This is a genomic window from Caulobacter sp. Root655 (assembly GCF_001427665.1).
Lineage (GTDB): Bacteria > Pseudomonadota > Alphaproteobacteria > Caulobacterales > Caulobacteraceae > Caulobacter.
The window spans coordinates 172,427-198,129 of sequence record NZ_LMHC01000021.1 but is presented as its reverse complement, the minus strand read 5'-3'; the positions used below and the strand labels follow the sequence as shown (position 1 = coordinate 198,129).

11 protein-coding genes and 1 pseudogene are annotated in these 25,703 nt (G+C 67.1%); 6 read left to right on the top strand and 6 right to left on the bottom strand.

Annotated elements, in window-relative coordinates; all coding sequences use genetic code 11:
• The first annotated feature begins 3 nt into the window (after positions 1-3).
• The gene (locus ASD79_RS12340) at positions 4-6,606 is read left to right on the top strand and encodes a YDG domain-containing protein (protein WP_056722017.1); all 6,603 of its coding nucleotides are present in this window, start codon (positions 4-6) and stop codon (positions 6,604-6,606) included.
• Positions 6,607-6,665: 59 nt separating this feature from the next.
• Here ASD79_RS12340 and ASD79_RS12335 read toward each other — a convergent pair whose 3' ends face one another.
• Positions 6,666-7,403 carry an AraC family transcriptional regulator gene (locus ASD79_RS12335; protein ID WP_056722016.1) on the bottom strand — a complete coding sequence of 246 codons (738 nt, stop codon included), beginning with the start codon at positions 7,401-7,403 and terminating at the stop codon, positions 6,666-6,668.
• 79 nt (positions 7,404-7,482) lie between these two features.
• On the opposite strand from ASD79_RS12335, the gene ASD79_RS12330 reads away from it, so the two are divergent.
• On the top strand, positions 7,483-8,754 hold the full coding sequence (locus tag ASD79_RS12330; RefSeq protein WP_056722014.1) for an MFS transporter: 1,272 nt from the start codon (positions 7,483-7,485) through the stop codon (positions 8,752-8,754).
• Positions 8,755-8,825: 71 nt separating this feature from the next.
• Here ASD79_RS12330 and ASD79_RS24610 read toward each other — a convergent pair.
• The 5 genes and pseudogenes from ASD79_RS24610 to ASD79_RS12310 all read right to left on the bottom strand — a co-directional run.
• Positions 8,826-9,172, bottom strand: a pseudogene (locus tag ASD79_RS24610) (efflux RND transporter permease subunit); the annotation flags it as partial.
• Between the two features lie 52 nt (positions 9,173-9,224).
• On the bottom strand, positions 9,225-9,653 hold the full coding sequence (locus tag ASD79_RS24265; RefSeq protein WP_162252359.1) for a TolC family protein: 429 nt from the start codon (positions 9,651-9,653) through the stop codon (positions 9,225-9,227).
• Between the two features lie 73 nt (positions 9,654-9,726).
• On the bottom strand, positions 9,727-10,401 hold the full coding sequence (locus tag ASD79_RS12320; RefSeq protein ID WP_255356976.1) for a DUF3313 family protein: 675 nt from the start codon (positions 10,399-10,401) through the stop codon (positions 9,727-9,729).
• A 57-nt stretch (positions 10,402-10,458) separates the two neighbouring features.
• Complete coding sequence (galA, locus tag ASD79_RS12315; RefSeq protein ID WP_056722007.1) at positions 10,459-12,972, bottom strand: beta-galactosidase GalA; 2,514 nt, start codon at positions 12,970-12,972, stop codon at positions 10,459-10,461.
• A gap of 160 nt (positions 12,973-13,132) precedes the next feature.
• Positions 13,133-14,896: an NPCBM/NEW2 domain-containing protein gene (locus ASD79_RS12310; RefSeq protein ID WP_235524434.1), complete on the bottom strand. Its 1,764-nt coding sequence runs from the start codon at positions 14,894-14,896 to the stop codon at positions 13,133-13,135.
• Between the two features lie 843 nt (positions 14,897-15,739).
• Here ASD79_RS12310 and ASD79_RS12305 point away from each other — a divergent pair.
• The 4 genes from ASD79_RS12305 (at position 15,740) to ASD79_RS12290 (ending at position 25,702) form a co-directional block, all read left to right on the top strand.
• Positions 15,740-17,278, top strand: coding sequence for an FAD-dependent monooxygenase (locus ASD79_RS12305; protein ID WP_056722003.1), 1,539 nt, complete (start codon positions 15,740-15,742; stop codon positions 17,276-17,278).
• Positions 17,279-17,893: 615 nt separating this feature from the next.
• Positions 17,894-20,974, top strand: a complete 3,081-nt coding sequence (locus ASD79_RS12300; protein ID WP_056722001.1) for a TonB-dependent receptor — start codon at positions 17,894-17,896, stop codon at positions 20,972-20,974.
• Between the two features lie 648 nt (positions 20,975-21,622).
• Entirely contained in the window at positions 21,623-24,361 is a 2,739-nt protein-coding gene (locus ASD79_RS12295) for a TIM-barrel domain-containing protein (protein ID WP_368664862.1), read from the top strand.
• A gap of 1,173 nt (positions 24,362-25,534) precedes the next feature.
• Positions 25,535-25,702, top strand: a complete 168-nt coding sequence (locus ASD79_RS12290; RefSeq protein WP_156400484.1) for a hypothetical protein — start codon at positions 25,535-25,537, stop codon at positions 25,700-25,702.
• Position 25,703 lies beyond the last annotated feature (1 nt).

Sequence of the window (25,703 nt, the reverse complement as noted above, 5' to 3'; positions counted from 1 at the left end):
CTCATGACCCCGTCGTCGATCCGTCCGATCTCTTCTCGCCCCACTCCTGGCCCTGCGCGCCGGACCACGCTGCTGGCGGCCTCGGCCCTGTGCGGCGTGGCCGCCATGCTAGCCCAGCCCGCCTTGGCCGGGACCCTGCCGGGCATACCGGGAGCGGGCAACATCACGGTCTCCAGCGGCGGCAGCCAGCCGTTCATCACCTTTCCCGACGCCATCACCCTGCAGATCGACCTGAACGCGCCCCGGACGGTGATCAACTGGACCGACCTGCATCTCAGCAGCGGCGATGCGATGAACTTCCTGTTCGACTCCGCCAGCGACATCGTCCTGAACAAGACCACCAGCCAGATCCGGTTCGACACCGGCAGCGTGGTGACCGGCAAGGTCGGGGCGGCCACCGCCGGCAACGTCTGGTTCTACTCGCCCCAGGGCGTGATCATCTCGCCGGGCGCGACCATGACCGCCGGCGGCTTCCTGTTCAGCCGAGGCTCGGGGATCGTGGACGCGGGCTTCGTCGACGCCGGCGACCCGCTGGCCAACCTGCGCGCCGCCACCGACGCCCTGATCCGGGTCAACACCATCTCGTCGGCGACCAGCGCCTCGATCGACGCCAGCGGCAACGTCCTGCTCAGCGCCTCGAGCGGCGCCCTGAACGTCGCCGCCGCCGTCGGCGCCACGGTGGGGGTCAGCACGACCTCCGGCTCGATCACCGCCAGCGAGGTCACGGCCACCAGCGGCGCGGCCACGGTCGCAGCCGGTGGCCCCGGCGCGACCGTCAGCTCGATTGCCGGCGCGACCGGCGTCACCGTCTCTTCGGGCGTCAACACCTCGGTCGGTTCAGCCAGCACGACGACCTCGGGCGACATCGTCCTCAGCAGCGGCGGCTCGGTGTCGCTGACCTTGGGCAATTCGGCGCGCGACATCCTGATCACCGCCCCGCTCATCTTCCTGAGCACCGCCGACGCGGGGCGCGACGCCATCCTGACCGGCGATACCGGAGTCACGGTGACCAACCGCATCTTCGCCGGCGACGACATCGAGCTGACCGCCTCCAACGGCGACATCGCGGCCGGCGGCGCCTTCCTGAGGTCGACAGGCCTGGGCGCCAGCGACGACGCGCATATCCTTCTGCGTTCCGACAACGGCGCGGTCACCGCCACCAACACGCTCCAGACCCAAGGGACCGGCGCGCAGGCCGGCGACATCACCGTCCAGGCGGCGACGACCGCCAGCGTCGGCTCGGCCAACGCCACCCGCGACCTGAAGGTGACCGGCGTCACCGCCAGCCTGACCAGCGGTTCGGCGGCGCGCGACATCTTCGTGACCGCCACGACTGGCGGCGCGACGGTGACCACCGCCGCCACGGCCGGCGACGACGTCGAGGTCACCGCGACCACCGGCGCCGTCTCGGCCGGCGGCGCGACGCTGAAGTCCACCGGCGTCGGCGCCGCCGACGACGGCCACGTCCTGGTGCGCTCGACCGGCAGTTCGGTCACGGTCAACGTGGCCCAGACCCTGGGAACCGGCGCCTCGGCCGGCGACGTCATCATCAGCGCCGCCGGCAATGCGGGCCTGACCACGGGCAGCGCGACCCGCGACCTGTCGGTCAACGGCCAGACGGCCAGCCTGAACACCGGCAGCGCCGCGCGCGACATCTTCGTTAGTTCCACCACGGGGAACGCCATCGTCGTCACTCAGGTCGTCGCCGGCGACGACGTCGAGGTCACGACGGTTAGCGGCGACGTCTTGGCCAGCGGCGCGACGCTGACCTCGACAGGCGCCGGGGCCGGCGGCAGCGACGGTCATGTCCTGGCGCGATCGAGCAGCGGCTCGGTCGATGTCGGCACGGCCACCACCCAGGGGACCGCCGCGGCGGCCGGCGACGTCACGCTCAACGCGGGCGATACGGTCACCGCGACCTCGGTGGAGGCGACGCGCGATGTTTCCGTGACCGGGCCATTTGGCATCAACGTGGCGTCCGCCACGGCCGGGCGCGACATCACGCTGATCGCCGATGTCGGAGATGCGATCCTGGGCAAGGCGCTGCTGACCGGATCCGGCGCGGGCCACGACCTGCTGGTCATGGGCGACGGTAATGCGACCCTGGGCGGTCCCGACTATCTCAGCATCACCGCCGCCAACACCTTCAGCCGGACGGGCGGCAACACAGGCGAGGCGGTGATCCTGTCGGCGACCGCCCAGGCCAGGGTCTACCTCGACACCAGCGACGCGATCGACAGGGTGGAGGGCCGGAGCGTCGATATCACCGTCAACAGCGGTCCGGTGACGTTCAGCACGCTCACGGCCCAGAACGGCATCTATGCGGAGGCGCTGGACGGCGCCCTGACCGTGGGCGAGGCCACGACGGTCAACGGTGGTCTGGAGCTCTCCGCCGCCGGCGGCGACCTGACGATCAACACCTTGGCGCGCGGCGCCGGGCTGGTGCATCTCCAAACCGACGGCTTGCTGGACGCGACCACGGCCAGCCTGATCTCCACCGGCGGCGATCTGGAGCTGGCGGGCGGTACGGTCGATGTCGGGACCCTGCAGGCCGGCGGCCTGATCGTGGGGGTCGCCATCGACGGGAACATCGACGTCCAGTCCGCCAACGCCGGCGTCGCCGTCCAGATCGCCGCGCTGGTCGGCGACGCCTTCGTCGATACGGCCGAGGCGGACCTGGGCGTCGTGGTGCAGGCGGGCGGCGACGCGCTGGTCAACTTCGCCAAGGCCACCGACGTCACCGGGATCGTCATGGTGGCGGCCGATGGCGACGCGACCCTGCGTGGCGCCGAGGCCCCAGCCGGCATCTCGGTCGAGGCGACAAACAAGGCCACCTTCGGGGCTGATGACAAGGCCTCGATCACCGCCGCCAATTACGCGGTGACCGACCCCGCCTGCGGCTGCGGTTCCGGCGGCTTGCAGGTGATCTCCAACGCCGGCGACGTGGTGGTCAATATCAACTCGGCCAGCAACGGCATCGCCGTGGTCGGCGCCGCCATCGACGGCGACGTGACCGTCGTCCAGAAGACCGGCGACCTGAAGATCGACGAGGTGGCGGGCTACAACATCACGCTGGAGGCCATGGCCGGCACGCTGGAGACGGACTTCGCCACCAGCAGCGGCGGCGACTACAAGATCACCGCCCACGATTTCCTGGGCGACGCCCTGACCCCGTTCCTGTTCAACGGCGAGATTCACGACGTCACCATCACCGACACCCTGGGCGACCTGGACCTGGGGTCTCTCGCCCTCCATGCCGGCCGCAGACTGACCATCGCCGCCCAGGACGGCGCGGTGCTCGGCTCGGCCCAACTGGACGCTGGGACGGGGGCGCATGACGGCGTGGTCGCCGTGACCGCCGACGCCATAAGCCTTGATACGGTCCTGTCCGACGGCGATGTGAGCCTGACCGCGGCCACCGGCGATGTGACCCTGGGGGCGGCTGGCGTTCACGCCGATCGCCTGCTGTTCATCACCGCCCTGAGCGGCGCATTGACCAGCCTGGGCCAGCTGGACGCCGGCCTGGGGGCGGGCGCCCACGACGGCGAGGTCAATGTGTCGGCCAACGCCATGACCCTCGGCGCGGTCGCGTCCGACGGCGACGTGGGTCTGAGCGCCGGAACCGGCGGGGTGAACCTGGGATCCGTCGTTCACGCCGACCGCGCGCTGAGCATCATCGCGCTGAACGGGACGGTGACCGGCGCCGGCCAACTCGACGCCGGGTCGGGAACCACTTTCGGCGATGTCGAGGTGACGGCCGACGCTATCGGCCTCGATACGGTCCGGGCCAACCGCGACGTGAATCTGAACGCCGGAACCGGCCTGGTGAACGTGGCGACCAGCCTCAACGTCGACAGGACCTACGCCCTGATCGGCGGCGACTTCTCGGCCGCCGCCCTGGCGCCGCTGGGCGCCAAGGCCGGGACCTGGACCATCCTGGATCAGGTCGGCGACTTCGACTTCAGCAGCAAGACCCTGCACTACGGGTCTTCCATCGCCCTCAACGTGTTCGACGGCAATGTTATCGGCGGCGACATCACCAGCGATGCGGGCACGGTCTTCGTCCAGGCCGACGGCGGAAGCCTGGGCGCGCTGTACGCCGGGGGCGGCCAGGTCACGGCGATCGGCGATGTCGGCGGCATGGCCGTGGGCTCGGCCCAGGGCGTGGGCCGGATCACGGTCACGGCCGTGAACGGCACGGCCAGCCTGGGCTCGGCGATCCTGACAGGGCCGGGGATTCACGGTCTGACGGTCCGCGCCACGAACGGCGACGTGGTCCTGGGGGCCGCGACACCGGGCGCGATCACGGCGGGCAACATCGTCACCTCGACGGGCTCGAGCCTGGTGCTCGCGGCCTCGACGCCGACGGGTAAGGTCGACGTCAATCTGGACCATACGACCAACGCCAACCTGACCACGCTTTCCGGTCCGCTCGGCGTCAAGGTCCAGGTCGTCAACGGTTCGCTGGGGATCGGTACGGCCAGCGCGACCAGCGGTCAGGTCTCGATCACCGGCACGAACGGCGCCGTGACCGTGAATCAACTGACGGCGGGCGGCACGTCGCTGGTGAGCGGCGGCGGCGAGACGCGGCTGGTCTCGGCCAACGTCACGGGCGGTGGCGGGATCACGGTGCGATCGACCGGCGCGGGCGTGCGCCTCGGCGACGCCACCCCGGGCCGGGTGATCGGCGTCAGCACGACGCTCAGCCTGGCCGCGGCCGCCGACATCACCCAGCAGGGCGCCATACAGGCCGGCGCATTGGTCGCGAACGCGGGAACCGGCGTCGTCCTGCTTGGCGACAACCAGGTCGCGCACCTAAGCGGGGTCAATGTCGCCAGCGGAGGTTTCGCGTACCACGGCGCCGCCGCCTTCGACATCGTCGCTCCGATCGTGGCCGCCGGCCAGACGGTGGACCTGCGGTCCGATCTGACCATCGGCCAGGCTCCGCTGGGGCTCATCACCGCCCAGAAGCTGACCGGGTCCTCAGTCGGCGGGGCGATCTTCGACCTCGCCAACCCGATCGCCGAGCTGGGCGACTTCACCAACACCACCGGCCGCCTGAAGCTGGTCAGCAATCGCGCCCTGACCATCAGCGGAACCGTGCTGAGCACGGGAATCCTGTCGATCGCCTCGCACGGCGGCATGACCATCGCCGGAACCGGCACGGTGCGGGCCAATGGCGCGGGCGACGCGGTGGTGCTGGCCTCGGACGGGGTGTTCACCAACGCCCGCGGGGCGGACGCCGTGATCGCCGCCAGCGGCGGCGGTCGGTGGCTGATCTACACCCAGGCGTTCGGTGATCCGCAGGGCTCGACGGCGGGCAACACGTTCAACGGCCTGGTCGGCAAGAGCTTCTACGGGGCGGCCTACGACTTCGCGGCCTCGGGCTTCCACGTGGGCCTCAACAACGGAAACCGCTTTGTCTACGCCTATCAGCCGACCATAACGGTGACGCCCGACAGCCGGACCGTGACCTATAGCGGAGCCATTCCGTCGCTCTCGGCGACGGTCACGGGCCTGGTCAACGGCGACCTCTTCACCGACGCCTGGTTGGGCGCCCTCGTGATCTCGGGCGCGACCAGCAAGAACGTCGGGACCTACACCCTGAACGCCGTCACCGGCGGCCTGACCTCCGACCTTAACTACGCCTTCGCCGCCGGACCCGCCGGCTCGCTGCGCATCGATCCCAAGGCCCTGAGCGCCACGCTGACGGCCGACGACAAGACCTATGACGGCACGGCGACCGCGAGCGGTTCGATCGGCCTGACCGGGATGGTGGCCGGCGACACGGTGAGCGCGTCGGGAACCTACCTCTTCGCCGACAAGAACGCCGGGACCGGCAAGACGGTCACCGCCTCGGGCGTGGCCCTGTCGGGCGCCGACGCGGGCAACTACACCCTTGTCCCGCTGGCCACGACCCAGGCCGATATCCTGAAGAAGGGCCTGACCGGCGCGCTGGTCGCCGCCAACAAGACCTATGACGGCACGACGGCGGCGAGCGGTTCGATCGGCCTGACCGGCGTGGTGGCCGGCGACGCCGTGAGCGCGTCTGGGACCTACGCCTTCGCCGACAAAAACGTCGGGACCGGCAAGACCGTGACGGTGTCCGCCGCGGCCCTGTCCGGCCTCGACGCCGCCAACTACGACCTCGGCGGCGTCAGCGGCGGCCTGGCCGACATCCTGCGTCGGCAGGTGACGGTGGCGGCGGACAGCGCGTTCAAGCCGTTTGGCCTGGTCGACCCGACCCTGACCTACCGCATCACGGTGGGCGACCTGGCCGCGGGCGACGCCTTCACCGGTGGCCTGGCGCGCGACCCCGGCGAGGTTCCTGGCGGCTATGGGATCACGCTTGGGTCGTTGGGCCTGTCGACGAACTACGACCTGACCTTTACCGGCGCGGTGTTCACCATCCGGCCGTTCCCATCGAACGAGGCGGGCGGCTCGATGACGATCAAACACCTCGTCCAGTCGCCGGACTTCACCCTGGACTGGGATCCGGAGGTCAAGCTCACGACCGGAGGCCAGGCCTGTCCCGGCGAAGGCTGTCCGCCCCAGGCCGCCATGTCCGGTAGCGGCGGCGGCCTGGCGGTGGCGGCGCTGCGCTAGGCCGCCACCGCGCGCGGGGCGGCTGGCGCCACATGGCGATGAGCACCTCGCACCGCGATCTAACTTCGTGCCCGTTTCGCAAGCTGCATAGGGGTGACGCCGAGATCGCGCCGAACCATGGCGATGAACGCGCTCGGCGAGGCGTAACCCAGCGCGCCCGCGACCTCCGTCACCGAAACCGCCTCGGCCAGCAGCTGGCGCGCCATCAGCAGGCGGAGCCGCCGCCGCCAGTCGGCGAAACCCACGCCCGTCTCATTCTGGAAATGGCGGATGAACGATCTGCGGCTCATACCCGCGACAGCGGCGAAGTCATCCAGGCCACGCGTGTCGCCGGGATCGGCCTGCAGGGCGTTGGCGACGCGAAGCAGGCGAGGATCGCGGACCCGGGGCAGGCCCAGGTCGAGGTGTGGCGCGCGGCGGATTTCGTCATAGAGCAAGAAGCGAAGGGCGCCGCGACGGGCGTCATCCTTGAGCACGGTCTCGTCCCACGCCGCGATAAGTTGGGCGAGCAGCGGCGAGACTTCGATCACGCAGGGCTCGCTCGGCAGGTCGGCCGGAATGGGGCAGGGGAAGCGGACGGTGCGAAAGTCACACCCTTTGGGCCCGACCAAGGTCGCGTGTTCGACCCCCGGCGGCATCCAAACGGCATGGGCCGGCAACACGACCCATGTTCGAGTGGAAAGGATTTGAGTGCAGGACCCCGAGCGGGCGTAGCTGAGCAACGCCTCGTCGTCATGGGCGTGCGCTTCCCAGCCGGAGCCGGGCGCCATGTCATAGGGCGTGATATCGAGGCGCATACTGCTCTGGCACTTTCTCGACATAGATTGGCCTACGATCGCGCGCAGGGGAAGAACCGATCGGCTAGGCCTGCTGCCCATGCAGATCCTCAAGCCTCTCCTCCATCCGCCGATCGCACGACTCTGGGCTGGCCTCTCCCTGGCCGCCATTGGCGATCAGGTCTATCGGATCGCGCTGATCTGGCTGTCGGTTCAATTGGCCGGAGCGCACGCCAGCTGGGTCACGGCCGCCGAGGCCATGACGGTCTTGGCCACGGCGCTTTTCGCCGGCGCCTGGGCCGAGGGTTGGAATCATCGCCGCACGATGATTGGCTGCGACCTGGCGCGCGCGGGCTTGGCGCTCGCGCCGGTGATCGCCTGGGCGACGGGCTGCCTGAACCTCTGGACCTTGCTCATCCCCTCAGTCGCGCTGGCGGCTCTCCGCGGTGTGTTCGAGCCCGCCCTTCAAGCCAGCGTGCCGCAACTCGCGCCCTCCCGCGTCCTCCTCACGCCCACCAACGCCCTGATGGACGCCACCGCGCGGCTAGCACGCCTGGTCGGTCCCACCATCGCCGGCGCGCTCGCCGGGTTCCTGCCCACGGTGGGTTTGATGGCCGCGACAACCCTGACCTCCCTGGCGTCCGCCATCGCCATCACCAGTCTTCGCGATCAATTGCCGCGCCAGCCGCGAACCGCGCACGGCTCCCGCTTCGAGATGCTGACCCGAGGGTTTCGAGCCATTCGGCACCACGGATACTTCCGCTATCTTCTGTGGCGCGGCGGCGTGGTGAACGGTCTGTGGGTCGTGTCCTTGTGGCTCTGTTTGCCCCTTACGGTCCAGCGCGGCGGACTGGAGGCCTTTGGCGCACACGGCCTTGGCGTGGTGGGGCTGGTGATGGGAGCCTATGGCGTCGGAAACCTCGCCAGCAATCTCGTTGTGGGCGGCCTCATGGTGCGCCGGCCGGTGACGATGATCTTGGTGGGCAACGCCGCCTTGGGCCTCGGCTTGGCATTGATGGGATGGGCCGCTCTGGCCGCGCCCAAGGACCTGGCCGCGCCCCTGATCATGGCGGCGTCCGCGTTCACGGCTTTGGGCGGCCCGGTGACGGACGTGCCGATGGCCACGCTGCGCCAGACCGTGTTCGCCGCGCACGAAGTGGCGGCGGTCTACCGGCTCTCCATCGTGTTCGACTGGGGCGGGATGCTTCTCGCGACCGCTGTCGCGCCCTTGGCGCTTCAAGCGGTTTCGCCGGAAATGACCATCCTGCTGTGCGGCGGCGTCATCGTCGCGGTCGCCGCCGTCGGGCTCGCTCAACCCGGCGCTCCGGCCGACTGGGAGGCGATGACAGCTGCTCAATCGTCACACGGATAGATGTTAGCGCCGTTGAGGGAGGTCGGTGATTGCAGGCCTGGGGTCGATGTCGTTGAGCTTGGCGGTCTCGGTCAGCGTCGCCGTGCGGATGCCCTGTGACTCAACGTCTGTAGGTTCGACAGGGCGGGCGCTGAACGTCCACCCTTCGGCCGTGGGCCATCATCAGGCCGACCAGACAGCATGCGGCGGACCTGTCGTTCAAACCCATCGACAAAGGTGAAGACGACCGGGACCACCAGCAGGCTGAGCGCCGTCGACGTCACGAGACCGCCGATCACCGCGATGGCCATGGGCTGACGAAAGCTGGCGTCGGCGCCAAAGCCCAGGGCGATCGGAGCCATCCCGCGATCATCGCCACCGTCGTCATGACGATGGGGCGGGCGCGCTTGTGGCAAGCATCGATCAGCGCCGCGCGCCGCTTCGGCGTCAGCGGTGGCTCCGGTCACACGACTCCGCGCCGCCGCCGCGCCCTAGCGGAGGCGACCCCAGAGATCGAGTTCCCACGAGAGACTGGCTCCGACCGATCCCGACGACGAGCTGGTCATCCCATCGTCCCCGCGGTCTCGTGATCGCGAGAGGCTCGCATCAACCCCGGCGGCGGGACGGCGCGCCGCGTCCTGCGTCGTCAGCGCCGCGCGCGCCTGGTCGACCCGCGCGGCGGCGTCCGCGAGTGTCGGATTGTCGGCCAGGCCCGCGGCCACCAACGGGTCGATGGCGGCGTCGCCCAGCAAGGTCCACCAGCCGTCGCGTTCCAGAGCTGTCGGTTCGGAAGGGACGCCAGGCGCGTTGCTCCACGCGTCGACGATCTTCAGCGGCGGGCGCTGATAGACAGGCTGGACGGCGCAGGCTCCGAGCAGGGCCAACGGCCCCAAGGCCAGGCCCGAAAGGTATCGTTTCATGTTCAAGACCAGATCGAGCGCCTGGGCGGCGCGGTCGCCGCCCAGGCGCTCGGTTGCACAGGGGAGGGCGTCGTCAGGGGTTGACGGATGGCGCCGACGCTTCGGGTTCGGCGGGCCGGCCCGCGCCCGAAACCGAAGGAGCATAGAGACCCGTTCCAAAGCCGATGATCGCGCCCCCGACCATGCGGCTGGCGGACCGGCGCGGGCTGAAGCGCGCGCAAGGGTCCGGCTTGGCGACCGGGCGGTTCTTTCTCGCCTTGGTCGCGAAGGCGTCACTGGCCGCCTTGGCGAAGGGTTCGGCCAGTTGGAGGGCGTCGCCGACTGGCGAGAGCGAGGGGTCCATCTTGCTGATGCCTTCGGTCGATTTCGCCCAAGTGATCGCCGCGACCTGTTGACCATCGGCCGCCACCAGTTCGGCCTCGGCGGCCAGGGCGCCCGAAATCCTGGGGCCCCGGAGCTTCACGAAGGGAACGGGGATGAAGAAGCTGGCCGCGGCGGTCGCGGCCGAGCCTGCTGGATTCGTGGGCGCGATGTGGGCGATCGCCGTGCGCACGCGCCCGGCGCCGGGTTCCGACGTGGGAACGATCTCGAACCGTTTGCTGAGCCTAAAGCACATCTGGCGGTCGATTTCCTGCCGCACCAGGGCCTGGCTATCGGGACGAACCGGGGACTTGGCGTTGATCCTCGCGTATATTAGCGCACAAACCTTGAGGTGAGCCCCGCCGCGGCGTCGAGATGCTCCGGCCATCATGGTGAGGTGGCGGAGCGAAGCTCCGGACGCTCCGTTCGCCGGCGCGCAATGTGCTCATCCGAGCGTGAAATCCAGCTGCGCCGAACGGACGCCGTCGGCCTGGGCGACGAGCCGCGCCTGGCCGGTTTGGCCGGGACGGGTGCGCAGGATCACCTGGCATAGGCCGCTGAACAGCCGGCGCGTCGGCTGGGTTTCGATCTCAAGGCTGGAGGGATCGCCATTGCCCGTGCCCGCCAGCCACAAGGGACCGTCGAGCGCGAAGCGCACCGGCAGTTCCGCGGTCGGCACGGGCCGACCCGTCGCGTCCACGGCCGAGACGCGCACGATGGCGGTGTCCTGCCCGTCCGCCTTGAGCCTGCCGCGCACCGCCGAAAGCCGCAATGCGGCGGGCGCGCCGGCCGTTTCGCGTGTCGAACTGGCGATCGCACGACCCTGACGATAGCCGCGCGCCTCCAGCTTGCCGGGCGCGAACGGAACCTGCCACGTGGCGTAGCCGAACTTCTCGACCGCCTTGCGGCCAAGGCTCTTGCCGTTGAGCCAAAGCTCGACTTCCTCAAGGTTGCTGTAGCACCACACGTCGATCGGCTGCCCCTCACGCCCCGCCCAATTCCAATGCGGCAGCAGGTGGACCAGCGGCTCATCCTGCCGCCACCAGGCGCGGATATAATAGGCCGTATCCTTCGGAAAGCCGCAGCTGTCGTAGACGCCGAACTGCGAGCCGACGCTGGGGAAGGTGTAGAAGGGCGAGGGCTCGCCATGATAGTCCAGGCCCGTCCACACGAAGCCCCCGGCCACATAGGGCTTGTTCTCGACGTCGGGCAGCCATTCGTGCGCGAACTGGCCCCAAGGCACCTTCTCGTTGTCGTAGGCCGGCAGGTGGCGGCGCTTGTCGTCGCCGACATAGACGCCGCGCGTGCCGACGCTCGATCCCGTTTCGCTGGCGATGACGATCGTCCTGGGGAAGGTCTCGTGCACCTTCACCAGTTCGTTGGGGTTGTAGTTGACGCCGACGAAGTCGAGCGCGCTGGCGAGCGCTTGCGGCTTGGTGAAGCTGTTGTCGAACGCCGCGCCGATCAGCCGGGTCGGATCGAGCCTGCGCACGGTGCGGATCATCGTTCGCGCGACCCGGGCGCTGCGCACGCTGCCTTCCTGCGGCTCCTCGTTGCCGATCGACCAGAGGATGACGCTCGGGCGGTTGCGGTCGCGCAGCACCAGCCGCTCCAGCTGGTCCAGCCCCGCCTCGCTGGAAATCATCTGGCGGTTCTCCGCGATGACCAGCAGGCCCATCTCGTCGCACAGGTCCATGAACTCCGCCGACTGCGGATTGTGCGAGCAGCGGATGGCGTTGCAGCCCATCTCGATCATCCGCTCCAGGCGGAAACGGTTGAGCTCCTTGGTGACCGCGCAGCCGACGCCCGCATGGTCCTGGTGGATATTGGCTCCGCGCAGCTTGACCGAACGGCCGTTGAGGAAGAAGCCGCGATCCGCATCGAAGCGGATGTCGCGCAGGCCGAAGCGGTTCTCGGTCTGGTCGACCACGGCGCCGTCGACCTCGATCGCGGTGCGCAGCGTGTACAGTTCGGGACGATGCACGTCCCAGAGGCGCGGGGACGCGACGTTCAGCGTCTGCGGAACGGTCGTTTCGCCCCAGGGGCTGGGCGCGGTCGTCGGCGAGCGCTCGCTGGCGACCACCTTGCCGTCCGGATCCAGCAGGGTCGAGACGACCACTGCGTCGGCCGTCTTGTCATCCGCTTGGCGCACCTGGGTGACGATATCCACCCGCCCGTCCGCGCGACCGCGGATCAGGACGCCCCATTGGGGCACGTGAATGGGGGCCCTCTTCACCAGGTGCACGCGGCGATAGATGCCCGCGCCTTCGTAGAACCAGCCTTCGCCCAAGGTCGCATCGACGCGGATGGTGATCAGGTTGTGGCCGTCCAGATTGGCGACGTCGGTGAAGTCGACACTGAAGGGCGCATAGCCGCTTTCGTTGCGCGCCAGGATGTAGCCGTTCACCATGATCAGCGCGTCGCGGAAGATCCCGTCGAACTCCAGCGTCAGCCGCTTGCCCATATCCGCCTGCGACAGGTCGAACTTGTAGCGGTACCAGCCGACGCTGGTGGCCGGATACTCGCGGCCCAGCGGCTTGAAGCCATGGCCGTTGCGCGGATCCTCGCTCTTGGGCCCGGTGGCCTTGAACCGCTCGTTGGGGGTGAACGGCAGCGAAACGGCCCAGTCATGGGGCAGGATCACGTCCTGCCAGCCGCTGTCGTCGAAGTTCGTCTTGCCCCACTGGATGTCGGTGAAATCCGGCGACGCGACGTATGAGGCGCCGAAGCCCTGCTTGGCATAGGTGCGCTGCTGCGCGCCGAAGCCGAAATCGCGATCAAGCTCATGGGCGTCGCCCAGATGGAATTTCCAGCCCGCGTCGAGCGCAATGCGCTTGCGCGGCCCGCCGCCGGCCGCGTCCAGCGGGGCGACGCCGGGCGATGCGGCCATGGCTCTGACAGGCAGGGCGACGGCGGGCAGACCGCCGATCAGGGTCAGGACGTTGCGACGGTTGATCATTTTGTTCGTCCTTGGATGACTAAAGGCAGCTGGAATTGCCTGGACAGGATTGGCGTCGGCCAAGTGAAATCGTTGCCGGTTGTGTGTCGCTGGGTTTGGCGGAAGTGCTGGCCGCCATGAAACTCGCGTCCAGGCATTCCATTATCGCGCGTTGCTACAACTACCGGGCGATCAGTCGGGCCTCACCCCAGGCCACCGAGGTCGGCATCGCCTTCAGGTCGGCAGGCTTGGCCACCAGTTCGATGATCTTCACCCCGGCCACGGATGCCTGGATGTCGACGGGACCCTCGCCCCAGCCGCGCGCCGGGGTCTGGGCCAACAGCCGACCGTCTCCATAGACGAGGAAGCGGACCTTCAGAGAACGATTACGCGTCTCGTCGTCGACCCCGACCGTGGCCCGGAACACCTGGTGGCCGTCGTTCCTGACCTCGAACCGCGAACCGGAAAGAATGCCGATGCCCGGCCCAAAGCGGCGGCCCGCCACCTGCAGGGTCGTGCCATAGGGCGCGGCGTCCGCCTGGGCCCCGCCCCAGCCGCCATAGGACGGCCGCTCGCCCGCGCCTTTGGTTTCCCAGCCCGCGCGATGAACCATGGGGTCGAGTTCCGGCTGCGCCACGCCGTCGATGGCCATATTGATCGACCCGGGAATCTCGGACAGATAGACGCCATCGGCCAGGGCCCGCCGCCCGCGCGCCACGAACATGCGGCTCTCCCGCGGCGCCAGCTTGAACCGCGTCTGGCCGGTGAAGCGGCTCGAGCCCTTGCTCCAAAGGTCCTGCAGTTCGATCGGCGCATCGCCCGCGAAACGCAGCTGCTCGGCGGTGAGGACAGCTTCGATCGGCGTCAGACCGCGGTTGACGACGACCACGGCCTTGGCGCCGGGCTCCTTTAAGGTCTTGACGATGATCTGGGCGTCATCCGAAGCAAAGGCGATGACGCCCTGGTTGCCTGCGGGGTCCTGATTGACCGCCACCACGTCGGCGTTGCCCCAGATGTCGAGCAACGATCGGGGCGCGTTACGCAGGTCATAGCCGATCAGCAACGGCGCGTTGGCGATGGCCCAGAGCGAGAAGTGGGTCCGCGCCTCGGTCAGATGATGCTCATCGAAATCGCCCGCGCCGACGAACAGCATGTCCGGATCGTTCCAGGCCCCGGGATGGGCGTAGAGGGCGCGGTCCGAAACCGTGTCGAAGGATTGCAGCATCCGCGTCCAGTTGGGCGAGATGTCGTCGCTGGTCCGCCAGATCGTGCCGACGTCCTTGCCCCAGGCCCGCACATTGGCGCCGCCCCAGTTACAGATCGAGAAGATGTAGTCCCGCGTGGGCCGGTAACGCGCGATAGCGTCGGCCACCTCCTGGTAGAGGCCGCGGATCGCCTTGGCGTCGGAACGGGCGAGCGAGCCGCGCTGCAGGAGCGGCTTGAGCGGCCGGTAGCCGAGTGTCGTGACATGACTGCGCCCCGCCTCATAGTCGGCGATCCCGCAGGCGTCGACCTTCACATAGTCAAAGCCCCAGTCCTTGAAGTAGAGGCCAATGTCCTGGTCCACGTGGCCATAGAGCCCGACCTCTCGCTCGGCGGTCGTCCCCACCGGCAGGTTCGGCGAGGCCAGGTCATAGGCCTGCGAGCAGGCGTTGCGGCCCAGGTCGGTGTAGATTCCGGCCTTCAACCCCATGGCGTGCAAGCGGTTCACCAACGGGCGCAAGCTGGTTTCCTCCGAGCCGCCGACCGCGGCGCTTGGGAAGATCGCGGTGCGCACCTGAAGGCGCCCGTCGCTCGTCCGGCGCTTCATCCACCAGCCGTCGTCGATATTGATATAGGTGTAGCCAAGGCGCGCCAGGCCGGTGCTGACGATGGCCTCGGCCGCCCCGACCACCTTGTCCTCGTTGACCTCCGTCCGGAAGGCGTTCCACGAATTCCAGCCCATGGGCGGCGTTGAAGCCGCGCCCGCCGGGGCGCCCGTCCATCGACCGCTTGGCGACAACGGGTCTTGGCTCGCGGGCGCGGCCATGGCGGAGAAGGGGAGGACCACAAGCGCGGCGCAGGCTGTCGCTGCGACATCAAACTTCAAACCCATCCAAACTCGCCATCTCATGTGGCTTCTCTGCGTTTCGCGAAAGAAACCCGCCCCCAATAGGTCAAGGCGCCGAGCCTTGAGGTGGGCTCTATTAGTCGTACAAATGGGGAGGTGGCAACTGAATTGCCGGTCCGGGTCGACTGTGCAGCGCCGTCGAACCCTTGCGCGCCTCCGACGATCCCGTGGCCGCAAGCGGGTTTGGGCCGCTGAACGAACCGGCCGACCGGCTCTATCGAGCGGCATAGCCCAATGTTCGTGTTTCGTACTTCTTGGCGTACTTTAGCGAACAAACCTTGAGGTGAACCCTACTTCGTCATGAGAGGATTGTGCAGCAGAAAGGCGAGCAGGTGGAGAGGCGGCGTTTTATCCCGCCGCCGTGGAGCTCCCGGTGTAGCGGGCTGCACGTCCGTTTCCTGGCGCTAGGCGAATGTCCGCCATTGGCGCGTAGCCGATTTGTCGAATGAGGCCCGCCATTGAAGGGCAATGGCCATTCCGATATGAAGCCTCCGTCGGAAAAGGCAGATTTGGCGTGGTCAGCCCAAATCCTTTCGGTAACGAAAGCTCTGGTCTTTGGCTTCGCGCCGGGGATCCCCGCGACGAACCCTGGACGCTCTCGCGAGCGCCCGTTGTTCGTCCGCGCGGTCTCCTGCTTGAGGAACGCTCCGGTCGAACACCATCGACCAAGGAGCGCTCATGCCTATCCATCTTCCCTACACCCATGACGTCGTCATCGCCGGCGCCGGCCCAGTTGGGCTCTTTCTCGCCTGTGAGCTCAGACTTGCCGGCGTTTCCGTCGTGGTTCTCGAACAGGCCGCAGATCCGCGCTCTCCGCTGAAGGGGTTGCCGTTCGGCATGCGCGGCCTATCGGCGCCAACGCTCGAAGCCCTCGATCGCCGCGACCTCTTGAACGCAGTCGAAGCGGCGCAACGCTCCAACCCGTCCGCCGGCGCCGCTAAGGTCGGCGCCCATTGGATGCAGACGCCCCACCGCCCCGCCGGTCATTTCGCGGGCATCCAGTTTTTCCATGAACAGGTCGACACCGCTTGCTGGCCGTATCGGTTGCCGAGCCCGGCGGGCGTCAACCTGGCCGTGGACATGCGGTCTCTGGAAACCGTCCTGGCCGAACGGGCGACCGCCATGGGCGCCGAGATCCGGCGGAGCTCACGGGTCGAGGGCTTCGAACAGTCGGACGAGGGAGTCAGCGTTCAAGCCGGCGGCGAGCGCCTCCACGCCCAATGGCTGGTTGGATGCGACGGCGGCCGCAGCATCGTGCGCAAGGCCGGAGGCTTCGCCTTCGTCGGCTCCGACCCCGAGTTCACGGGCTATTCGGTCGAGGCCGAGCTAGCCGATCCGGACGCGCTGGCCCCAGGGCGGACCTACACCGCGACTGGCATGTACACCTATGCAAGGCCCGGCGTGATCGCCATGGTCGATTTCGACGGCGGGGCCGCCCACCGGACGCAGCCGCTCGCGCTGGACCATGTGCAAGCGGTGCTGCGCAGGGTTTCGGGCGTCGATGTCACCCTGACCACCCTCAAGCTCGCCGCGACCTGGACTGACCGCGCCTTCCAGGCGACGGAATACCGCCGGGCGCGGGTGTTGCTAGCGGGCGATGCGGCGCACATCCACTCGCCGCTCGGCGGCCAGGGGCTGAACCTCGGCCTCGGCGACGCCATGAACCTGGGATGGAAGCTGGCCGCTACGATCCGCGGTGAGGCGCCTGTGGCGTTGCTCGACAGCTATGCCACCGAACGTCACCCAGAGGGCGCCCGCATTCTCGACTGGTCTCGCGCCCAGGTCGCCCTGATGAGGCCCACCCCGAGCACCCGCGCGCTGGCGAACATCATCCGCGACCTCGTCGCCACAAGCGACGGCGCCACCTATTTCGCCGAGAAGGTCTGGAACGTGTCGCTGCGCTACGATCTCGGCGCCGATCATCCGCTGGTCGGCCGCAGTGTCCCTGACTTTGCCTTCTCCGAGGGCCCAAGGACGCGGGTGCGGCTGCGGGGCGGGAGGGCTCTGCTGCTCGACTTCACTTCGGGTGCACCGCTCCAGTCGGTCGCGCACCGCTGGCAAGAGCGAATGGCCTATGTCGCCGACGAGCCGGAGAACCGGCTTGGCCTAAGCGCCGTGCTCGTCCGCCCAGACGGCGTCGTAGCCTGGGTCAGCGAGACCGCTGGCGATGATGAAGGTCTGCTTCAGTCCGCTCTACGGTGGATCGGTGAACCGTGAAGGTGAGGAGCCGAACCTGGTCATGGCGGGCCTGTCCGCACGCGCGCCGCAGGCTCGGGCGCGGCGTCTGTCACGCCGCGACCACGCCGGCCCCCCATGCCATCTGGCGAGATCATCGGCCCGGGGCGCCGGCGCGCCATGGGCCGTGGTCAGGGTGGTCAGCTGTCGCGCAGCCATCGACGAGGTCATCCAAAACAGTAGCTGGTCAGACAAATGTGCGGAACGGAGAAGCCTAAGCTCCCAAGGATGGCGAAGGTCGCCCGGCTGTCCAGGGCAATTCGCCGCGCTTCATACGAAACGCGGGGAACTGGCCAGGCAATTCTGTTGCAAATTTCCCACGAACCGACGGATTCGGTACCGCTACCATATTCGTTTTCTTGGAGTTTCGGCACACTTTTAGAGGTCTGCCGCCGACTAACACTCTGAAAAACCGTCGAAATATGAAATGTTGATTGGTAAGACCATTTGTAAGAGGTCTGGCCACATTGCCCTGGCATTATTGACGGCCGCCGCACCGTCGGGGAAAGCTCCTTCCAGCGTCGCCCGAGGGGGACGATCAAAAGCAAGAACAAGGCGGTTTCGCGCTGCGGCCGTCGAATTAGGGAGGGACATTCCATGCGAACGGCCAGTGTCACGACACGTTTGGGGCGCGCCGCGCTTCTTGGCGCAACCATGTTTTCGGGATTCGTCGCTGTCGAGGCGCACGCCCAGACCGCGCCGATCGCCGCGACGCCCAACAGCGAGGCGGTCGAGGAGATCGTCGTCACCGGCTATCGTCGCAGCCTGGAACAATCGACCGTCGCCAAGCGCGAATCCACCAGCTTCGCCGACACGATCTTCGCTGAAGACATCGGCAAGTTTCCTGACTCCAACATCGCCGAGTCGTTCAACCGCATCCCGGGCATCACCATCACCCGCGACATCACGGGCGAGGGCACCAATGTCGCCATCCGCGGCCTGGGCTCGAACTTCACCAACGTCACGCTGAACGGCGCCTCGATCGCCGTGGCCTCGTCGGGCGCCACCGACGCGCAGGGCACCGACCGCTCGGTCGACCTCAGCTTCTTCCCGACCGACCTGTTCACCAAGCTGACCGTCAACAAGAGCTATTCGGCCAGCCTGCTCGAAGGCGGCGCGGCGGGTAACATCGACATGCGCTCGGCGCGTCCGTTCGATCGGCCCGGGCAGCACCTCACCTTCAACGTCCAGGGGGTCAAGCCGGACGGCGCCGACTGGGGCGGCAAGGGCTCGCTGATCGCCAGCAAGACCTGGGACAATTTCGGCGTCCTGTTCGGGATTTCCGGCCAACGGCTCAAGACCGACACGCGCGGTTATGAGACGATCGGCTTCACCAACCCGAACCTGTCGGCGGCCCAGTGCGGCGCGGCGACGGGCTGCAACGCCACGGGCGGCGGCAACTGGACGATCCCGGCCACGGTGCCGGTCGGTGCGGGTGGCGGCCTGGTGGCCGGCCAGACCATCGACCAGGCCTTCCTGCTGGCTCACAATCCCGGCGCCTCGATCCAGCAGATCGACAACGGCCTGCTGCCGCGCCTGGGCCGCCCCTCGGCCGAATACGGCCGCCGCGACCGCTTCAACGCCGTGGCCAGCCTGGAATGGAAGCCGAACGACAACCTGAACTTCTATGTCGACGGCATGTACGGCTACAAGAACAACGACCTGCTGCGCGAGGACATGGCGTGGATCGTGCGGAACGGCGCGATCATTCCGACCAACACCAAGTACGACAAGACCGACTGCTCGGCCGGCTGCACGGTCACCCAGGGCACCTACGCCAATTCGCAGTTCTTCCTGGAATTCCGTCCCTATCTCGAAAAGACCGAGCTGTGGGGGATCAATCCGGGCGGCGAGTGGCGCATCAACGACAAGCTGAAGGTCGAGGGTCAGGTCAACTACACCAAGAGCACCTTCCACCGCGAAAGCCCGACCTTCGGTCCGGTGACCGCGCTGGGCGGCGGCACGACCGTCGACTACATCTACAACCCGAACGGCATCCCGACGATCAAGAGCAGCATCGACCTGAACAATCCGGCCAATTTCGTCTGGACCGGCGGCCGCTTGAACATGCAGGACGAGAAGCGCTGGTATGAGACCAAGGGCGCTCGCGCCGTCGTCACCTGGGGCGACGAGAAGCTGAACCTGAAGTTCGGCGGCAACTACGACGACGTTTCGCGCACCATCCGCGGCTATGACAACACCCAGCCGTGGCAGAACGCGACCTGCGGCAACAATCCGAGCATCAATCTGCCGGCGCCCAACGGCCAGCCGCCCTGCCAGGGCCTGAACCAGCCGGGCGCCGCGCCCGCGGGCTATCCGACCTATCCGGGTTACGGCACGGGCTATACGGCCGGCCAGACCGGGACGCTCAGCTACGGCGGCTCGCTGATCCCGACCGCCAACCTGGCCAGCTTCCTGAAGCCCGGCCCGGCCGGCTTCGTCACCGTCGATTGGGACAAGGTCAAGAAGGCCACCAACTACGACCAGCTTCACGACAACTCGCCGGAGACGGGCGGCTCCAACACCGGCGCCAGCGGCGGCTCCATCAACGAGAAGAACAGCGCGGCCTATACCGAGCTGAACGGCGTCACCCAGGTGCTGGACAGCGATCTGCGCTTCAATGTCGGCGTCCGCTACGTCCACACCAAGCAGACGATCGGCGGCCGCGTCTCGATCGCGGATCCGCGCAACAGCCCGGCCAGCGGCGCGCTGCCGGACGGCTCGCGCTATCCGAACGTGACCAACTTCGTCTACACCGAGAACACCTATTCCAAGTGGCTGCCGGCCGCCAACATCGCCTATGACGTCGGCGAACACGCCGTCGCCCGCGTGGCGGTGTCGGAGACGATGACCCGTCCGGATCCGGCCGCCCAGCTGCCCGGCGTCAGCTTCGGCGCGCCGTCGGCCGACCAGGCCACCATCGGCAACCCGGCCCTGGCGCCGTATTTCTCGAAGAACATCGACCTGGGCTTCGAGATCTACACCGGTCAGGAAGGCGTGATCGGGGTCAACGCGTTCCGCAAGTCGATCACCGGCTTCACGCAGAACCAGGTGACCACCCAGCCGTTCTCGTACCTGGCCCAATACGGCATCACCTACGACACCCTGAACGACACCCAGAGGACGGCGATCAATTCGCGCGGCGGCCCGACCTCGGCGCAGGTCCAGATCCAGTCGCAGATCAACGTGCCCAACAAGCTGACGATCAACGGTCTGGAATTCCAGTGGGTGCAGCCGCTCGATTTCCTGACCAGCCGGTTCGGCGTCGAAGGGCTGGGCGTCAACGCCAACGCCACCATCGTCGATCAGACCAGCAACGGTCCGGCCGTCGCCTACGGCGTGGCCAAGTACACCTACAACCTGACGGGCTACTACGAGCACAACGGCGTCAGCCTGCGTCTGAGCCACGTGTACCGGAAGGGATCGCAGTCCAGCGGCGCCAACCAGAACGGCGTCACCGCCGCGGCGCTGTTCGCCGACGACTACAAGCAGACCGACTTCTCCTCGAGCTTCGATCTGGAGAAGATCTTCGGCCTCGGGCACGTGCCGCAGCTGACCTTCAACGTGACCAACATCACCAACGAGAAGCTGCGCTCGCACTTCCAGTACGACAACGCGACGTTCACCTACTACAAGCCCGGCCGCCAGTTCCTGATCGGAATGCGGGCCACCTTCTAGGCGCTAGCCTCGGGCGGACGGCGCCAGCGCCGTCCGCCCGAGGTCGGGATGGCGAGCGCATACTCGCCAGACGCCCTCTAAATTCCTCCTCCAAACTGGCCTGGCCTTCCGCCGGGTCAATTTTTTATGGCCGATGCGGCGCTGGCTTCGGTTGTGGCCGAACCCGCTTAATAGTCTGAGGATTGTGGAGCGATCACGTCGGCCCAAGGCGTGATCGGCGATATAGTCTCACTGAAGCCGTCTTCAGCATGAAACCTCAAAGCGACAATTCGCGAGAATCTCGGATTTTCACAGCAATTCAGGTCGAATGAGCGGCAAAAAAAGCGCGCCCCCATGACAACCACCTATGTAATTTGTAGGAGTTAATCTGGCGCGGCATGACGCGGCGGCCAAGGGAACTGGAGCGCGGCTATGGGACGATCCAGAACGACGGCCGTGTTGGCGGGACCTGCATCTCGGCGCTTGATCGTGAGCGGGTTGGCCGCGGCCTGCATGCTGGTGTCCGCTGTCGGCGCTAGAGGACAGTCGGTCGGGTCCGCGCCCGCCGGGCTCGACGCGAATGGCCACCTCCAAGCTGTTCCCGCGTTGAAGGCCCAGGGTTTTGTCCACGCCAGGTTGCGCAATGGCGTTCAGATCCAGCTCAACGGCGTGACGAAGAACGTCGTGTTCTACGCGCCGGACACGATCCGGGTGAACGCCAATCTCGGCCGAAACTACTGGACCGCGCCCAGCCTGGTCGTGCCGACCGCGCCGGGGCCGGTGACCTTCGCGGTGGAGGACACGGCGACGGCGCTGATCCTGAAGAGCGCGAAGCTGCGCGTCGAAATCAGCAAGGCGACAGGCGCGCTTCGTTTCCTGGATTCCAAGGGCAAGCTCTACACCGAAGAGAAGGCCGAAAGTCCGCAACGCCTCAAGCCGGTGACCATCTCCGGCGCGCCGAGCTATGAGGCGGTCAACAGTTTCGTGCTCCGACCCGACGAGGCCATCTACGGCTTCGGCTTCACGGGCGACGACGCCAGCAATCGGCGCGGCAAGGATCTGCTGCTGGTCCAGACCAATGTCGGCATCATCATTCCGGTGATGATGTCGTCGCGGCGTTACGGCGTGCTGTGGGACACCTACTCGCAGATGCGTTTCAAGGACGAGGCGGGCGACGCCTCTCTCTGGGCCGAGAGCGCTCCGGGCGGCGTCGACTACTATTTCATGGCCGGGGACACGCCCGACGCGGTGGTCGGCGCCTACCGCACCCTCACCGGCGGGGCGCCCATGTATCCCAAGCAGGCGTTCGGCCTGTTCATGAGCAAGGAGCGGTACAAGACCCAGGACCAACTGCTCGAGGTCGCGCGCACCTTCCGCGTGGACACGTTCCCGCTCGATTACATCGTCCAGGATTGGCAATACTGGGGATCGGACAAGGACGGCAGCTGGAGCGGCATGACCTGGGATCCGGTCCGCTACCCAGATCCGGCCGGCATGGTCCGTCAGCTCCACGACATGAATCTGAAGCTGATGGTGTCGATCTGGCCGTCCATCGGCGACGACACCGCGCTGGCCCACGAGCTCGACGCCCACGGATTGCGCTTCAAGCCGCTGCACTGGATTTCGAAACACGCGCGCGTCTACGACGCCTACAGCCCGATCGGCCGGCGGATCTATTTCAAGCACATCAAGTCGGGCCTGCTCGACAAGGGCGTGGACGCGCTGTGGATGGACGGCACCGAGATCGAGGTGAGCAGCGCCATGTGGAACGCCGCCGACAATATTCGCGACACCAAGGCGCTCGGCTCGAACGCCCTGGGCGACTTCACGCGCTACCTCAATCCCTATTCGCTGGTGACCACCCAGGGGACCTATGACGGCCAGCGGGCGACAAGCGACAAGCGGGTCTTCACGCTGACGCGCTCGGCCTGGGCCGGCGCGCAGCGCACGGCGGCGGCGTCCTGGAGCGGCGACATCTACGCCAGCTGGAAGACGTTCAAGCAGCAGATCGCCGGCGGCGTCGACGTCACCGTCACCGGCAACCCGTATTGGACGCAGGATACCGGCGGCTTCTTCGTGACCCAGTTCCCCGGCGGCGAGCAGAATCCGGAATGGCGCGAACTCTACGCCCGCTGGGCGCAGTTCGCGGCCTTCAACCCGATCATGCGCATCCACGGCACCAGCGTCGAACGCGAACCCTACCTGTTCAAAACGCTGGATCCGGCGGTGTACGCCTCGCTATTGGACAGCGCGCGCCTGCGCTATCGCCTGCTGCCCTATACCTACGGGCTGAGCTGGAAGGTCACGTCGGACCACTACACACTGATGCGACCGTTGATGATGGACTTCCCGGACGACCGGGCGACCGACAGCATCGACGACAGCTTCATGTTCGGGCCGTCGCTCCTGGTCCATCCCGTCACCCGCGCGATGTACAATGTCAGCCCGCCCCCAGCGGTCACGATCCCCAGCCAGTATCTGCGCACGCCCGACGGGAAGGCCGGCCTGGCGGTGCAGTATTTCGAGGGCGTGAATTTCGAGACCCCGAAAGGCAAGCTGGTCGATGAGAAGATCGACCACACTTGGCCCAATCCGCCGCTGGCCGAAATCCCCGGCGGACTTGCCAAGCTCGACGATTTCTCCGCCCGCTGGGAGGGTTCCATCCTCGCGCCCGAGGACGGCGACTATGAGATCGGCGTGGCCGGCGACGACGGCGTGCGCCTCTTCCTCGACGGCGAAAAGGTGGTCGACGACTGGACGAACGGCGCCGAGCGCTATCACAGCGTCAAGCGCAAGCTGAAGCACGGCGACCGCCTGTCGGTGCGCATCGACTACTTCCAGGGCGGCGGCGAGCGAAGCCTGCGCCTGACCTGGCGACGTCCCGCCGAGTTGCAGGCCGCCGCCAAGCTCGCGCGGGCGCAACGGGATTTGACCGTCGGCACCTACCTGCCCAAGGGCGCGGACTGGTACGACTTCTGGAGCAATGAGCGTCATGCCGGCGGCCAGACCGTGTCACGCCAGGCGCCGCTGGAGATCTTGCCGCTCTATGTCCGCGCCGGTTCCATCGTGCCGATGGGGCCAGCGGTGCAATTCGCCACCGAGCATCCCGAGGCGCCCTACGAGATCCGCATCTATCCCGGCGCCGACGCCCGGTTCACGATCTACGAGGACGACAACGAGACCTACGCCTACGAGAAGGGCGAGCGCGTCACCTATGACCTGCTGTGGAATGACCGAGCCCGTACGCTGACGGTCGGTCGGCGGCAAGGGTCGTTTCCGGGCATGATCCAGCAGCGCCAACTGAACGTCGTCCTGGTCGCGCTCGGCAAGGGCGCAGGCCCAACCAGCGCTCCGGCCGACCGCCAGATCCTTTACGACGGCAAGCCCAAGGTCGTGAAGTTCAAGTGATGCTTGCTGCCCGGAGCTCTCCATCGATCGGGGGTATTTGGTCTCTTTCCCAGGCCGCGATCGCAGGGGCAAAACGGGCGCAACGAGGCGGATGGCGATCGCGCTGGCGCCGCCCATTTGAGGTCGGGATCGAACCTCGCCAGGAACGCCTCGCGGGTGACTTCACCAAGATCAACGATCTTGGCGCCTCCGGCGGCGATGAAGGTGACTTCGGTGATGCCGGTGACGTTCAAGATCAGGCGCAGATACCGCGTGGCAAATTCGCCGTTCGGATCGGCCGGGGAGGGCGGTTAGAGATTTGTTTCGGTTCGAGCCATGAGAGGCTCTGTTTACGAGCTCAGCAGTCGTCTTCAGGTTCCGCATAGAGAGGGATCAACCCGTAGTCGCAGCCGCGTGATGCGCGCCAACGATTTCCCAAACGGGCTACGCATGTGGAAGCGATTGGTCATGATGGGAGCATCTCACAACCGAGTGGCGGCACAGATTTCATTTTCGGCGCGGGAACCCCAGGCACGGCAAGCCCTCGGCCTGCCAAACACAAGTCGCCTGTGTCGGCCATCGGCTGACCACGGCCACGCCAGTCGGTGCTGATGGCTGGATGATCCTGACGCTTTCTTTTCGCTGGGACCTCGCGCTCGCAACAATGGCGGGCCTGGGGCTGGTAATGTTGAGCTTCTTACTCGTGCCATACTACGCCGTGCCGCCGGAATAACGGTGCCGAGTAGCCCGGCTTTGCCCCCCGGCCTGCGCAAACATCTTCGTCTGTTGCAACGATCTCAGACAGCGGCTGTGGCGCGGCCGGCGGTTTGCAAGGATCTTGGAAACCTCAGAAGGCGCTAGTCGCGAACAAGGAAGTTCTTCCGATAATATTACTTAGGCGAAAACCTGGTGTAGCGACCGGATGAGAATGTCTGTCACTGACTCCAAACTCTGCGAGTCGCACGCCGCGTGTCACCGGTTGCCGCAACGTTCCGCCCTTTCGCGGTTTCTGGCTCCAAACCCTGCGAACACTTGACTCCATTCGTTGCGACCACCCAAGCGCCGAAAATCGAGCCTGTACCGCCCAGTCGTTTGTGAGATGCTCCTGTCATGGCCAACCGCTCCCACAGGCTTAGCCCGTTTGGAAAATCGCCGGCGCGCATCACGCGGCTACGGATCCGGATGTTCGCTCAGATGATCCGGAACGTCGGCGTCGTCATGTTCGGGCTCTGCGCCGGCTGGATGGCGATGACGCTGGTTTTCAGCTGGAACCTGGCGCTAGGCGCCGTCATCGGCCTCGCACTGTTTCTGCTGGGCTACGGGCTGATCCCACTCTACGCCGAGCCAGACGGCGACCTCTGAG